The 12,928-nt window shown below is 64.1% G+C and carries 11 protein-coding genes and 1 tRNA gene; 6 read left to right on the top strand and 6 right to left on the bottom strand.

Features of this window, described 5'->3' with window-relative positions; genetic code table 11:
* Positions 1 to 34: 34 nt before the first annotated feature.
* Positions 35 to 883 (bottom strand): MBL fold metallo-hydrolase, encoded by an 849-nt coding sequence (locus P6U31_RS33065; RefSeq protein WP_407190025.1) that lies wholly within the window; start codon positions 881 to 883, stop codon positions 35 to 37.
* A gap of 114 nt (positions 884 to 997) precedes the next feature.
* Between P6U31_RS33065 and P6U31_RS33060 the strand changes: the two genes are divergently transcribed.
* A complete protein-coding gene (locus P6U31_RS33060; RefSeq protein WP_407185796.1) occupies positions 998 to 1,474 on the top strand; it encodes a DUF3775 domain-containing protein in 477 nt (158 codons plus the stop codon).
* Positions 1,475 to 1,642: 168 nt separating this feature from the next.
* On the opposite strand, the gene P6U31_RS33055 is transcribed toward P6U31_RS33060, so the two are convergent.
* Complete coding sequence (locus P6U31_RS33055) at positions 1,643 to 2,425, bottom strand: SDR family oxidoreductase (protein WP_407185795.1); 783 nt, start codon at positions 2,423 to 2,425, stop codon at positions 1,643 to 1,645.
* Positions 2,426 to 2,554: 129 nt separating this feature from the next.
* On the bottom strand, positions 2,555 to 3,067 hold the full coding sequence (locus P6U31_RS33050) for a CvpA family protein (RefSeq protein WP_128928084.1): 513 nt from the start codon (positions 3,065 to 3,067) through the stop codon (positions 2,555 to 2,557).
* Positions 3,068 to 3,175: 108 nt separating this feature from the next.
* On the opposite strand from P6U31_RS33050, the gene P6U31_RS33045 reads away from it, so the two are divergent.
* On the top strand, positions 3,176 to 3,937 hold the full coding sequence (locus tag P6U31_RS33045; protein ID WP_407185794.1) for an SDR family oxidoreductase: 762 nt from the start codon (positions 3,176 to 3,178) through the stop codon (positions 3,935 to 3,937).
* 115 nt (positions 3,938 to 4,052) lie between these two features.
* Here P6U31_RS33045 and P6U31_RS33040 read toward each other — a convergent pair whose 3' ends face one another.
* Together P6U31_RS33040 and P6U31_RS33035 are read right to left on the bottom strand one after the other, a co-directional pair.
* Entirely contained in the window at positions 4,053 to 5,645 is a 1,593-nt protein-coding gene (locus tag P6U31_RS33040; RefSeq protein ID WP_407185793.1) for a GMC family oxidoreductase, read from the bottom strand.
* 101 nt (positions 5,646 to 5,746) lie between these two features.
* Positions 5,747 to 7,123 carry a coniferyl aldehyde dehydrogenase gene (locus tag P6U31_RS33035; RefSeq protein ID WP_407190024.1) on the bottom strand — a complete coding sequence of 459 codons (1,377 nt, stop codon included), beginning with the start codon at positions 7,121 to 7,123 and terminating at the stop codon, positions 5,747 to 5,749.
* Between the two features lie 371 nt (positions 7,124 to 7,494).
* Here P6U31_RS33035 and P6U31_RS33030 point away from each other — a divergent pair.
* The 3 genes from P6U31_RS33030 to P6U31_RS33020 all read left to right on the top strand — a co-directional run bounded on the left by P6U31_RS33030 (position 7,495) and on the right by P6U31_RS33020 (position 8,488).
* Positions 7,495 to 7,571, top strand: a tRNA-Met gene (locus tag P6U31_RS33030).
* A 106-nt stretch (positions 7,572 to 7,677) separates the two neighbouring features.
* Positions 7,678 to 8,061 (top strand): nucleotidyltransferase family protein, encoded by a 384-nt coding sequence (locus P6U31_RS33025; RefSeq protein ID WP_407185792.1) that lies wholly within the window; start codon positions 7,678 to 7,680, stop codon positions 8,059 to 8,061.
* Positions 8,051 to 8,488: a DUF86 domain-containing protein gene (locus P6U31_RS33020; RefSeq protein WP_407185791.1), complete on the top strand. Its 438-nt coding sequence runs from the start codon at positions 8,051 to 8,053 to the stop codon at positions 8,486 to 8,488. Before P6U31_RS33025 ends, P6U31_RS33020 begins: the two co-directional genes overlap by 11 nt.
* Before the next feature lie 538 nt (positions 8,489 to 9,026).
* On the opposite strand, the gene P6U31_RS33015 is transcribed toward P6U31_RS33020, so the two are convergent.
* On the bottom strand, positions 9,027 to 9,518 hold the full coding sequence (locus P6U31_RS33015; RefSeq protein WP_407185790.1) for a hypothetical protein: 492 nt from the start codon (positions 9,516 to 9,518) through the stop codon (positions 9,027 to 9,029).
* A gap of 282 nt (positions 9,519 to 9,800) precedes the next feature.
* On the opposite strand from P6U31_RS33015, the gene P6U31_RS33010 reads away from it, so the two are divergent.
* On the top strand, positions 9,801 to 12,854 hold the full coding sequence (locus P6U31_RS33010) for an ATP-binding protein (protein ID WP_407185789.1): 3,054 nt from the start codon (positions 9,801 to 9,803) through the stop codon (positions 12,852 to 12,854).
* The last annotated feature ends 74 nt before the right edge of the window (positions 12,855 to 12,928 follow it).

Below are 12,928 nucleotides of genomic sequence, written 5' to 3'. Positions count from 1 at the left end.
GGGCGGCGGGAAATTCAACCGCTCAAAACGGAGGTCACCCCAGCGCTACGAACCTGAACGCGTCGCCGTCCCGCTTGATGTGTCCGGCCGAGAAATGCCCGCCGACCACCAATGTCGGCGTGTCGGCAAAGCGGCCGAACAATTGGCGCCGCGTTTCGGCGGATTGCGTCTGGTCGGAATCCGCGGTCGAGGACCAGTCGAGATGCGCCATCTGGCAGGGATGATGGGCGACGTCGCCGGTGAGCAGGCCCTGCTCGCCGTCAGACTGGATCAGGATGCTCATATGGCCGGGGCTGTGGCCCGGGGTCGGGATCATGCTGACCTCCTCGCAGAGCCGGTGGTCGCTCGCGATCAGCTCGGCCCGGCCGGCATCGACGATCGGCTTGACGGAATCATTGAACACCGCCGCCTTGTCCGGCTCTGTCGAATGGTCGCGCCAATGCGCGTATTCGGTCCTGCCGAAGACGTAGCGCGCCTTCGGAAATGTCGGCAGCCATTTGCCGTCGACCAGCTTCGTATTCCAGCCGACATGATCGACATGGAGATGCGTGCACAGCACGGTGTCGATGCTGTCGGGGGGAAAGCCTGCCGCAATCATCGTCTCGAGAAATGGCGTGCTGCGATTATTCCAGGTCGGCACGTTGCGGCCCTGCTTGTCGTTGCCGAGCCCGGTGTCGACCACGATCCGGCGCGTCGGAGTCTCCACCACAAGCGAATGGATCGACATCTTCAGTCGGCCTTCTTCGGTGGCGAAATGCGGGATCAGCCAGGGCAGCTTCTGGATCTCGGCGTGGTCCGCGCGCGGAAGGATGAAGCGGGTCGAGCCGACCGTCTCCAATTCCACGACTCTAGTGATTTTGACCTTTCCCACCTTCCACTGCATCCGGCGCCCTCCCATGGTCTTGTTTTGGTGCCGAAACATGCGCACTTTCCGTATCTTGGCGCAATGGATCATCTGACGCGATGCGGCGTTATCGCGGGAACCGGAGGAGGAGCCATGCCAGAGCTTGCAATATCCGCTGAAAAGGTCGCCTTCATCATCGAGAAGGCGCGCGAATTCGACGTAAAGGAGGGCGATTCCGATCCGGATTCCGGCTCGAACCCGAGCGATGACGATGCGCTCGATGTCCTCGAGGATGGCGGCTCCGATCCTGTCGTCCAGGAGCTCGGAAGCTTCATGATCGCCTTGAACGAGGACGAGCAGATCGATCTCGTGGCGCTGACCTGGCTCGGTCGGGGCGACGGCACGATCGACGATTGGGACGATCTGCGCGCCCGCGCGGTGGAGGCGCGGAGCGAGTATCGCAGCCCGCGCCGCGAAACCGTGCACTATCTGCTCGGTGAGCCGATGCTGGGCGACCTGCTCGCGGACGCGCTCGACGCATTCGGCATCGACTGGACCGACGAGCGCACCACCGCCGATTCCTCCGGTCCGAGCCAGCAGGACGAGGACGAGCCGACCAAGCAGCGGTGAGTTTGTTGCCTCTCCCCGCTTGCGGGGAGAGGCCGGATTGCATCGAAGATGCAATCCGGGTGAGGGGGAGTCTCCGCGAATCCGACTGTCACCGTGCTTGCGGAGAGAGCCCCTCACCCCAACCCTCTCCCCGTAAGAACGGGGCGAGGGAGCGCACCGCAATCGTGGCTACAGCGTCCCCGGGAACGCACCGCCGTCCAGCAGAATGTTCTGCCCGGTGATGAAGCCGGCCTTGGCGCCGCACAGGAAGGCGCAGGCATAGCCGAACTCGTCGGGCTGGCCGAAGCGGCCGGCGGGGTTGAGCTTGGCGCGCTCGGCCAGGATCTGCTCCGGCGTCACGCCGCGCTTGTCGGCCTCGGCCTTGGCGGTGCCGGTGAGACGGTCGGTCTCGAACGGGCCCGGCAGCAGGCCGTTGATGGTGACGTTGTTGATCACGGTCTTGCGCGACAGGCCGGCGATGAAGCCGGTGAGGCCGGCGCGCGCGCCGTTGGACAAGCCGAGAATGTCGATCGGCGCCTTCACCGCGGCCGAGGTGATGTTGACGATGCGGCCGAACTTGCGCGCCATCATGCCGTCCACGGTCGCCTTGATCAGCTCGATCGGGGTCAGCATGTTGGCGTCGATCGCCTTGATCCAGTCGTCGCGGGTCCAGTTGCGGAAATCGCCGGGCGGCGGGCCGCCGGCATTGTTGATCAGGATGTCGGGCTCGGGGCACGCCTTCAGCACTGCTTCGCGGCCGGCGGGCGTCGTGATGTCGCCGACGATCTCGGTGACCTTCACGGTCGGATAGGCTTTCCGGATCTCGTCGGCCGTCTTCTTCAGCGCCTCGGCGCCGCGCGCGGTCAGTGTGACGTCGACGCCGGCCTCCGCCAGCGCGATGGCGCAGGCGCGGCCGAGGCCCTTGCTGGATGCGCAGACGATGGCGCGGCGACCTTTGATCCCAAGATCCACTGTTTCACTCCCGAAATTGCAGGCAGGTTTTGGACAGCGGCCAGTTTAGCCAATCGTGACGCGGCTGATAAGGGAGACGCTCGCACCAAAATGCATGCGCCTCGCCGCCAGCGATGCAAATGCGCCTGATCAGATCCGCCGCTCCTGCTTGAGGCGCTCGATCGCGGCGGCCGCCTCCGGCGGCAGCGACTTGAAACCCATCTGCCCGACGGTGGAGAACAGCGGCCGCAGATGCGAGCCGGCGAGAAACGGCGGCTGGCGGTTGGCCGGCACGATCTTGTCGAACACCAGGACCAGCGTGGTGGCGACGAGGCCGACCCTGATGGCGCCGAGCGCGGCGCCGCCGAGCCGGTCGCCGATGCCGGCTTCGCCGATCGTGTCGTTCAGCGCGATGCGGCCGATATGTCCGAACAGCATCCCGACCACGACGAAGATGCCGAACAACCAGATCCAGTTCTGCAGCAGCGGCGAATTCGGGTCGCCTGCAATCTGCGGCACGATCAGCGGCATCAGCGCAACCGCAATCGGTGCGGCGACAAGATAGGCGAGGATGGTCATGGCGCTGCGCAGCAGGCCGGTCCGGAAACCGAAGCCGATCGCGATGGCGAGCGCGGCATAGACGGCGAGATCGAAACTGTTCATGAGCAAAACCCTGCCTCGACGGAGCGAATGAACGCCGGACCGATCATTCCGGTTTCAGATCGATAAAATCGTCTGTATTGATGGCTCCAGAAGTCCAGGGATATGCGAATGTCAGACCTATTCGACGTCAGTAAAGAAACCATCCTCGTCACCGGCGCAAGCCAGGGCCTGGGGCGGCAATTTGCCCGCGTGCTGGCGGCCCATGGCGCGGCCGTTGCGCTCGCGGCGCGGCAGACCGGCAAGCTGAAGAGCCTAGAGGAGGAGATCCGCGGCAAGGGCGGCCGCGCCGCCGCGGTCGCGCTCGACGTCGCCGACACGGCCTCGATCGCCGGGGCCGTGGATGCCGTGGAAGCGACGCTCGGTCCGGTCACGGTGTTGATCAACAATGCCGGCATCGCCATCGAGAAGCTGGCGACCGAGCAGACCGAGGCCGATTGGGACGCGGTGATCGGTGCGAATTTGAAGGGCGCCTATTTCCTGGCGACCGAAGTTGCGCGGCGCATGATCGCGCGCAAGCAGCCCGGCAACATCGTCAACATCGCCTCCGTGCTCGGCACCGGCGTTTTGAAAGCGGTGTCGCCTTACGCGATCTCCAAGGCCGGCATCATCCAGGCGACCAAGGCGATGGCTCTGGAGCTCGCCGGGCAGAACATCCGCATCAACGCGCTGGCGCCCGGCTACATCGATACCGAGATGAACCACGCCTTCTGGTCGACACCCGCAGGCGAGCGCCTCGCCAAACGCATCCCGCAGCGCCGTGTCGGTGCCGAATCCGATCTCGACGGCGCGATCCTGCTGCTGGCATCAAACGCGTCGCGCTACATGACGGGGAGCGTGGTGACCGTGGATGGCGGGTTCCTGCTGAATTGAGCCCACACGCACTGCTCTATCCACGCCGTTACTGCGAGGGCGAAGCAATCCAGAATCCCTCAGCGGAAAGACCCTGGATTGCTTCGCTGCGCTCGCAATGACGGAAGAGCGGGAACTAACGCATCTCCGCACGGATCATATCCGCCGCCTTCTCCCCGATCATGATCGTCGGAGCGTTGGTGTTGCCGCCGATCAGCGTCGGCATGATCGAGGCATCGACCACGCGCAATCCCCCGACGCCGTGCACCTTCAGCGCAGGGTCGACCACGGCCATCGCATCCGTCCCCATCTTGCAGGTGCCGACGGGATGATAGACCGTGTCGACGCGCTCGCGCAGAACGCTGCGGATGTCGTCGTCGGTTCGCACGTCGGCGGTGAACATGTCCTTCTTCTGCAGCGCGCGCAGTGTCGGCGTCTCCATCAGCCGTCGCGTGGTCTTGAAGCCCGCGACCATCCTCTCGAGATCCTCCTCCTCGCCCAGGAAGTTCGGGTCGATCATCGGCGCTGCGAGCGGATCGGCGCTCTCCAGCCATACGCTGCCGCGGCTCTTCGGGCGAAGCAGGCAGACATGGCAGGAGAAGCCCGCCTCCTTGTGCTTCTTGCGGCCGTGGTCGTCGAGCATCGCGATGACGAAGTGGAGCTGGATGTCCGGCACGTCGAGGTGGGGCTGCGTCTTCAGGAAGCCGCCACACTCGGCGAAATTGGTGGTCATCGGGCCGCGTCGCTCGCTTCGATACCGCTGGATGGCACGGAGCAGGGATGGCAGCCGGCTGATCGACGAGTGAACGAAGTGCGGATAGTCGGAGGCGTAGACGAACACGAAGTCAGGATGGTCCTGCAGATTGCGCCCGACGCCCGGCAGATGATGCACGACGCCGATGCCGTGCGCGGCAAGCGCAGTGCCGTCGCCGATGCCCGACAGCATCAGGAGCTGCGGGGACTGAAAGGCGCCGGAGGCGAGGATCACCTCGCGGCGAGCGCGCAGCTGCTTCCTCTGCTTGCCCTGCACATATTCGACGCCGACCGCGCGGCCACCTTCGAGCAGGATCTTCGTTGCCTGCGCTGCCGTCTCGACCCGCAGATTGGCGCGCTTGCCCAGGTGAGGATCCAGATAGGCGCGCGCCGCGCTCCAGCGTTCGCCATTATGCTGCGTCACCTGGTAGCTGCCGAGCCCCTCATGGTCCTCGGCATTGAAGTCGTCGCGGATGCGGAACTGCGCCTCGCGCGCGGCCTGCTGGAATATCTCATGGATCGGATTGTCCGAGCGCAGCCTGTTGACATGCAGCGGGCCGCCCTTGCCATGATACGCGCCGTCGAAATCGACGTTGTTCTCCGAACGCTTGAAATAGGGCAGCACGTCGGCATACGACCAGCCGGCATTGCCGAGCGAGGCCCAGTGGTCGTAGTCCCATTTGTGGCCGCGGATGTAGACCATGGCGTTGATTGCCGAGGAGCCGCCGAGACCCTTGCCGCGCGGTTGATAGCCGATGCGGCCGTTCAATCCCTTCTGAGGTACGGTATCGAAGGCCCAATTGGCCGCCTTGTAGGGCAAGGCGAGCCCGAATGGCGTGGTGATCCGCCAAGTGTCGTTCCGTCCGCCCGCATCGAGCAGCGCGACGGATGTCCCCACATCCTCCGACAGCCGCCCTGCAACGGTGCAGCCGCCGGAGCCCGCGCCCACGACGACGAAATCGAATGTGTCGGTCAATGTTGTTTCCCCCTTCTTTTCGTCATTCCGGGGCGATGCGGAGCATCGAACCCGGAATCTCGAGGTTCCGGGTTCGCTTCGCGCCCCGGAACGACCTGCCCTTACGACATGAACCGCATCAGCTTCTCCAGCCGCGCGATCTTGCCGCCATAGGGTGGGTAGAGATCGGCAAGGCGGTTGAACTTGGAGCGGTAGAACACCGGTTTCAGCTTGCTAAAGGTGCGAAAGCCCCATTCGCCGTGATAGGCGCCGGTGCCGGATGCGCCGACGCCGCCCATCGGCTGGTTGATTTGCGTGAAGTGAAACAGGCAATCGTTGATGGTGACGCCGCCGGAGATGGTGCGCGTCAGCACCTCGTCGCGCGCGGCAGCGTCCTTGCCGAACCAGTACAGCGCCAGCGGGCGGTCGCGATGGTTGATGAAGGCGATGGCCTCCGCCGGATTGCGATAGGAGAGAACGGGCAGCACCGGCCCGAAGATCTCCTCCTGCATCGCCGCCATTGCTTCGGTTGCGCCGACGATCAGCGTCGGCGGGAATTTGCGGTGCGCCTTCCAGTTCGGATCGTCCGCCTTCGCCGGTTGCAGGATCTTGGCGCCGCGCTGCGCCGCATCGGCGACGAGACCTTCGAGCCGCGCATAGTGCCGGTCGGAGATGATCGAGGTGTAGTCCTTGTTCGCGGGATCGGTGCCGAACATCCGCCGCATCTGGGCGCGCACCTTCTCGGCAAAGGCCTGCAGCGACGGCTCCGGCACCAGCACGTAGTCGGGCGCGATGCAGGTCTGCCCGGCATTGAGCAGCTTGCCATAGGCGATGCGCTCGGCGGCTTCCTCGAGGTCGGCCGAGGCGTCGATGATCGCTGGCGACTTGCCGCCGAGCTCGAGCGTGACCGGCGTCAGGTTACGCCCCGCGGCTTCCGCGACCAGCCGCCCGACCCGGGTCGAGCCGGTGAATACGAGGTGATCGAACGGCAGGCGCGCAAAGGCCTCTGCAATATCGCCTTCGATGCCGGTGACGAGCAGCTCGGCCGCATCGAACCTCGCAGAGACCGTCTCCTTCAGTAGGCCTGCGAAATGCGGCGTGAGCTCGCTCGGCTTGATGAGAACGCGGTTGCCGGCGGCGAGAGCGCCGATCGCGGGCGCGAGCGTGAGCTGGAGCGGATAATTCCACGGCGCGATGATGCCGACGACGCCGAGCGGCTGCGGCATCAGCCGGTTGCGCGCGGGGAGGAATTGCAGCGCGGTTGCGATCCGCTGCGGCGCCATCCAGGCCTTCAGGTGCTTGGTGGCATGCCGGATCTCGGAGAACAGCAGCATGGTCTCGGCGATGGTGGTCTCGACCGCGGAGCGGTGGCCGAAATCGACCGAGATCGCCTGGCGAAAGCGCTCCTCGTTGTCGGCGACCACGCTGCGCAGCCGCGCCAGCCGGTCGAGCCGCTCGGCCAGGGCCGGTGCCGGCTCGTCCCGCGACCGTGCGACCATGGCGTGGAAGGCCGCCTCCAGCGCTCCGACCGGGGCGCTCGTCAGGGATTTGTCCACGGCGTTCCTCCCTCGGGCGCGAGTTTTGAGCCTTAATCTTGTTGCCGCAAGCTGGCCCTTTGTGGAACTTCTGGCAAGAGCGCGGGGAATGCAGCCGAAATCCGTCGACTGCCCTGTCATAAAGTCGAAAAAAACGTTCCCGCAGCCCTTTCCAAAGCCACCCTGCCTTGATACATACGCCCCGCACCCGACGGGCTTTGCCCCGGGATTGCCTTCCAAGGAAGCCTTTGGGACGGACCAGAAGAGCCACGCGAACCGCGCAGGCCTCAACCGACCGTCCCCGGGATCTTACTGAAGGCAAAGCAAGTGTTTAACGCGGGGTGGAGCAGCCCGGTAGCTCGTCAGGCTCATAACCTGAAGGTCATAGGTTCAAATCCTATCCCCGCAACCAAATAAGCCTCTGATTTATTGGAGCTTTAGAACGCCGCCCCTCGGGGCGGCTTTCTTGTTTTCGGGGCGGTCTCTGCGCCACCACCTATCAGGCGCGATCCCTGCGCTTGCGGAGTCTCATCGAAGCTTTGGTGCGACGATTTGTAATGTGTATTCTCATCCCTCCTACGGAGATTGGCATGCACACGGAGATCGAAAAGCACCGGCAGGCATTGACGGCGCTGTGTCAGCGATATGGCGTGGTGCGGCTCGAAGTGTTCGGTTCGGCCGCACGCGGCGTCGATTTCGATCCAGCAATAAGCGATGCCGATTTCCTCGTCGCATTCGGCGGCGGCGGGGGCCTCTCGGCGTTCGACCAATTTCTCGGCTTCTCCGAAGCGTTGCAACGGCTGCTCGGACGGCCTGTCGATCTCGTGGAAGCTTCGGCCGTGAAAAATCCCTACGTGCGCGCAACGATCGAACGGTCGAGAGAGCTGATCTATGCAGCGTGATCCGCGCGCCTGTCTCTGGGATGTGCAGCAGGCTGCCGCGGCGATCACCGAGTTCACGGCTGGCTTCGATGCCGCAGCCTACCGGGAGAGCCCGTTGATCCGCTCGGCAGTGGAGCGACAGTTCGAGATCATTGGCGAGGCGCTGAACCGGCTATCGAAGGAGGCGCCGGAAGTCGCCAGCCGAGTGCCCGACCTACGGAAGATCATCGCTTTCCGCAATCTGCTGATCCACGGCTATGCGGTGATTGACGACGGACGAGTGTGGGAGATCGTCACGACCATGCTGCCGTCCTTGCGCGCGACCGCAACGCGCTGCTGGCAGGGCTCGGGCCGCCGGAGGAATGAACGTAGCGCATGCTCGCGGATTGATTGCACTGTCACCGAAATTTCGAAAGTCTTATCCGCTGTTCGACGCTTCGGACGTTAAGTACAAGCAAGATCCGGAGGCGCCCCTGAGCCGCCCGCAAGATCGTTAAGACGATGATTGCGACCATCAGCAACGCCAAAGATGTCCGTTGATCTTTGATAGGAAACTCGGCTCGACAGTGACCGGCCATCGCTTCTCACGATCTCTTCCAAGAATTCGTCGAGGCCATTCCCGAAACGCCAAGCGTTGCGGGTTTTCCATGCCATTTCTCGCGTCAGAATTTGTGACGAAGGCAACGGAAAATTTCAGCATTTGACAAGCGTTCGTTCGCACAAATCCGGCGCTAAATTGGCGTATCTGACTTTAATCATTAAAAATTTTTGATAAATATCCATCTCATAATCTGAAGGTCATAGGTTCAAGTCCTATCCCCGCAACCAAATTCGGATTGACCGGATCCGAGACGAAAATGGCCCGCTTGATGCGGGCCATTTTTGTTTGGGGGAGTTCTGTCGCAGCGCTCCCTCTGACCAGCGCGAGCCGCGTGCGAGGCGGTTGTTGCATCGGCTGCAAGGCGTTCGCGGGAGCAGGGTGATGATCAGTCCCTGTACGGACAGACCATCGTCAGATTGAGCAGCGTCGGCTTGTCCGAGCCCTTCTTGTACTGCCACTCCAACCGGATCTCGTGCCGGTGGGCATAGGCGTCGTTCGGCGCGTGGACGATGATGTTGGTCTTCATCGGGATCGGCGGTTCGGAGTTGAAGCACTTCCGAACGCAGGCATCGAGCAGGTCGCATCGGGTCAGCGGAATGACACCGGGCTCGTCCCTGGACAGCGGGACCGTGTTCGGCTGGGTGCTGAGGTCGAGACGGGCCCGGCCCTTCTCCTTGTGCCAGTATTTGGCGCTTCCCTGCGGCCACTTCGAGGCCGGCGTCAGAATCAGATGGTACTGACCGTATTCAAGGGTCGGCAGGTCGATGTCATCCGACGCCTTGAGCTTGGCCACGCTCTTCTTCATGTTCGCCAAAGGGTAGTAATTGCTGTTCATCAAGTCCCGAAATGCCTTGCCGCTATATGTCCTGCCGCCCATCGCCTTGTCCTTCGATCCAATCCAATCAATGAGGGAAACGTGCAGCCCAGCAAGGTTCGTTGGCTAGAATGAAAGCCCCGGTGTCCCCCAGAATGCGCGGCCCCATCTCGCGCGCGCAAACGCTATCACTCGAAATTGTGTTTCGTCCAGAGAGATGCAGACTGGCGATGCCGCCACGCTTGCGTGCAAGTTCGATTGCCATGAATCGTCCGATAGGTAATCTTGCGTCAGGCTCCTCGCGCGCGCCGGAAGGATGGTGCTGCTATTTTTGAAGGCACGGAAATGCATTGTGCCGCGTGTCAGTCGGCGATCGACCCAGGCCATAGCTGGTGCTCCAAATGCGGGATGGCCGTGCGGCGCTCCGAACCGGACAGCGAACGGCGGTTCGTGACGATTCTCCGCGCCGACGTCGTGGACTCGACCGAACTCGTTGCCGATCTCGATCCTGAGGAGGCAGTCTCGCGCCTGGAGCCGGCGCTGGCTGCCATGAGGGCCGCGGTGCGTCAGTTCGGGGGCATTGTCAGCAAGGAATTGGGCGACGGGCTCTCTGCGGTGTTCGGTGCTCCGATCGCGGACGACAATCATGCACCCCTGGCTTGCCACGCGGCGATCGAGCTGGTCCGACGCGTTGCAAGCCTCGGTGATCCCGGACTTCAGGTCCGGGTCGGCCTCCACTCCGGCCATGTCGTTGCCTACATGGTCGCCAGTGAGTTTTCCAAGGTCTACGAGATCGGCGGGGCTGCCCAGCATCTGGCTGCCCGGCTGGAGGCCGCGGCCGAGGCCAATCAGATCTATGTGTCGAAGGCCTGCCAGGAGCTCGCCGAAGGGCACGTCCGATTCGAGTTTCTGGGGGGCAAGCTGCTACGCGGCTTCAACCAATCCGTACCGGTCTACCGGATCGTGGGAGCGAGTGATCTGTCGAGCTGGCGGGTGCGGCGCGCGCGCAGCGTCTCGCGGTTTGTTGATCGGACCACCGAGCGGGCATTGCTGGCCCGTGCAGTCGAGAGCGCCGGAACGGGCCGGCAGACAGTTCTGCTGCTGGGCGATGCCGGCATCGGCAAATCCCGGCTGGCGCATGAGTTTGTCCAGGAGCTCAGGTCCGACGGCTGGCGCCTGATCGATGCCGAGTGCAGCCCGAATCTCCAGGGAGCTCCGTTCAGCACGCTCAAGCGTCTCTTGCTCTCGGCTCTGGAGGCGGCCACCAAGGAGGCCGACAGCCCCTCAGATCCCCGGAAAGATCTGGACGAGATTCAGCGTTGCGCCCTCGACGCCGTGCTCGATCTTCCGATTGCGAATCCGCAGTGGAATGAGCTCGAGCCTCCCGCCCGGGGGCGGGCCATCCTCGAGGTAAGCTGCGCTATCGTCGAGACCATTGCTCGTCGCCAGCGAACGGTGCTGCTGCTCGAGGATCTGCACTGGATCGACCGGGCCAGCGATACGGTCGTGGCCGCGATCGCTTCGCTTCAGGCTCCCGGTCTTCTCGTGCTCCTCACGTCCCGGCCCAACGGCATGCCGGTATGGATCGCGCGCTGCCGCGCCGAGGTCGTTGCGCTTCAGCCCCTCGACGACGATTCGGGGCTGGCCATGTTGGCCGATATGCTCGGTCCTTCCACCGCGAACGACGATTTGAAGCACCGGATCATTTCGCATACGGCCAATGTCCCTCTGTTCATCGAGGAGGTCTGCCGCGGGCTTCGGGACAGCGGAACGCTCCGCGGCCAATGGGGCGATCTGGCGTTGATGCGGCCGATCGAGGAGCTCGGCATTCCCTCGAGCATTCAGGGCGTGATTGCCGCGCGGCTCGATCGCGTGTCGCGGCAGGAGCGGTCCGTCTTGCAGGTCGCGGCTGCGCTCGGCCCACGATCGAGCGTTGCCGTGCTGCGCACGCTGCTCGATCTGTCCGAGGACAGCCTGCAGGATTGCCTTGCGGCGCTCGATCGCGCCGAATTGCTGGTGAGGATCGACAGCGAGTTGGGCGACATGCTCGAGTTTCGGCACGAGATGGTCCGTCAGGTGACCTATGATTCGATGGTCGAGAAATTGCGCGAAGACATTCACGCGCGCATTCTTGCAAGGCTGGAGAGCGACGAGGCGGGCGCGGATGAGCCCGACGCGCTGTGCTATCACGCGGTGCGCGCCCGCGATTGGCTCAAGGCGTTCAGCCACGGCAGGAGCGCGGGACGAAAATGCTTGGCCCGCTCGGCGTTTTCGGACGCGGCCAGCTATTTCGAGATCGCGATGAGCTCGCTCGACAAGACGCCGATGACGCCTTTGCGGGAGATGGAAGCCGTCGATTTGCGGACGGAAGCGCGGGCGGCGTTCATCGCGTCCGGCCAGGTGACCGAGTGGCTGGATCTCGGAAAGGAGGCTGAGCGGCGGGCGGGTGCGATCGACGACATCGGACGCAAGGTCGCCGCCATGACGGTCCGGGCCGGCGCACAAAACTTCTTCGGAGCGCCCGTGGAAGCGGTCGCAGTTTCGGAAGAGGTGGTTCGCCTTGCGGAAGAGTGGGGCCATGCGGGGTGGCTCAATCTCGCGCGTTACGGTCTCGGGCAGGCGTATTTTCTCGCCGGCCGCTACCGCGAAGCAGCGCGGACGTTGGCCGTGGCCTACGCCCAGTTGGAGGGGCCGCAAGCCAGCGCTCCGATCGGCACCACACCGCGATCTCTCCTTCTCCTCTGCTGCATGATGAAGGGTTTCACCCACACCGTGATGGGTGAGCTCGAGACCGCCGAGCAGCTCCAGCACCAGGCCGCCACAATCGCGGAGGAGACGGGCCGTCCCTACGACCGCGTCGCCGCCGCCTATAGCGGCGGCTGGCTGAGGCTCGGCCGGGGCGACGCGGCCGCGGCTGCGGCCATCCTCGAAGACGGTTTCGTTCTGGCGCAGAAGCACGGCATCCGGCTGTTCGTGCCGGTGCTCGCCTGCCACCTCGGCATCGCCTATCTGGAGCAGGGGCTGTTCGACCGCGCGCGCAGCATGCTGACGGAAGCGCGCGAGGAGGCGAGGGTGGTCGGCTACACCTCCGCTGTGCTGCGCAGCTCGATCTACCTCGCGCTCGCGACATGGCGCCTCGGCGATGCCATGGCCGCGCAGAACATGCTGCGCGAGGCGCGCAACACCGCCCGCCAGCAGGGGTTTTCCGGCCTCGAGGCCGAGGCCCTGGTCGGCGAAGCCGTCGTGACGCCCGTCACCGGCAACGATAACAAGGCGGCCATCCTGGCGTCGCTGCGGGCGGCGATCGCGATTACCTCCGAAAGCGGCGCGCGGCCGCTGCAGCACAAGGCCGAGACGATGCTGAACGAGGTGCTGGCGCGCGGCGGCGAGTTGATCTGACGCTGCGCTCGGTCGGTTCGTCGATCGGCGCTCGAAGAAGCCGTCGACGGTCCAAATGTCAAAAAATTTCTGCA

This window comes from Bradyrhizobium centrosematis, from assembly GCF_045571495.1.
GTDB lineage: Bacteria > Pseudomonadota > Alphaproteobacteria > Rhizobiales > Xanthobacteraceae > Bradyrhizobium > Bradyrhizobium centrosematis.
Note: the sequence above shows the minus strand (reverse complement) of the source record. Positions and strands in the feature narration are given on the sequence as shown.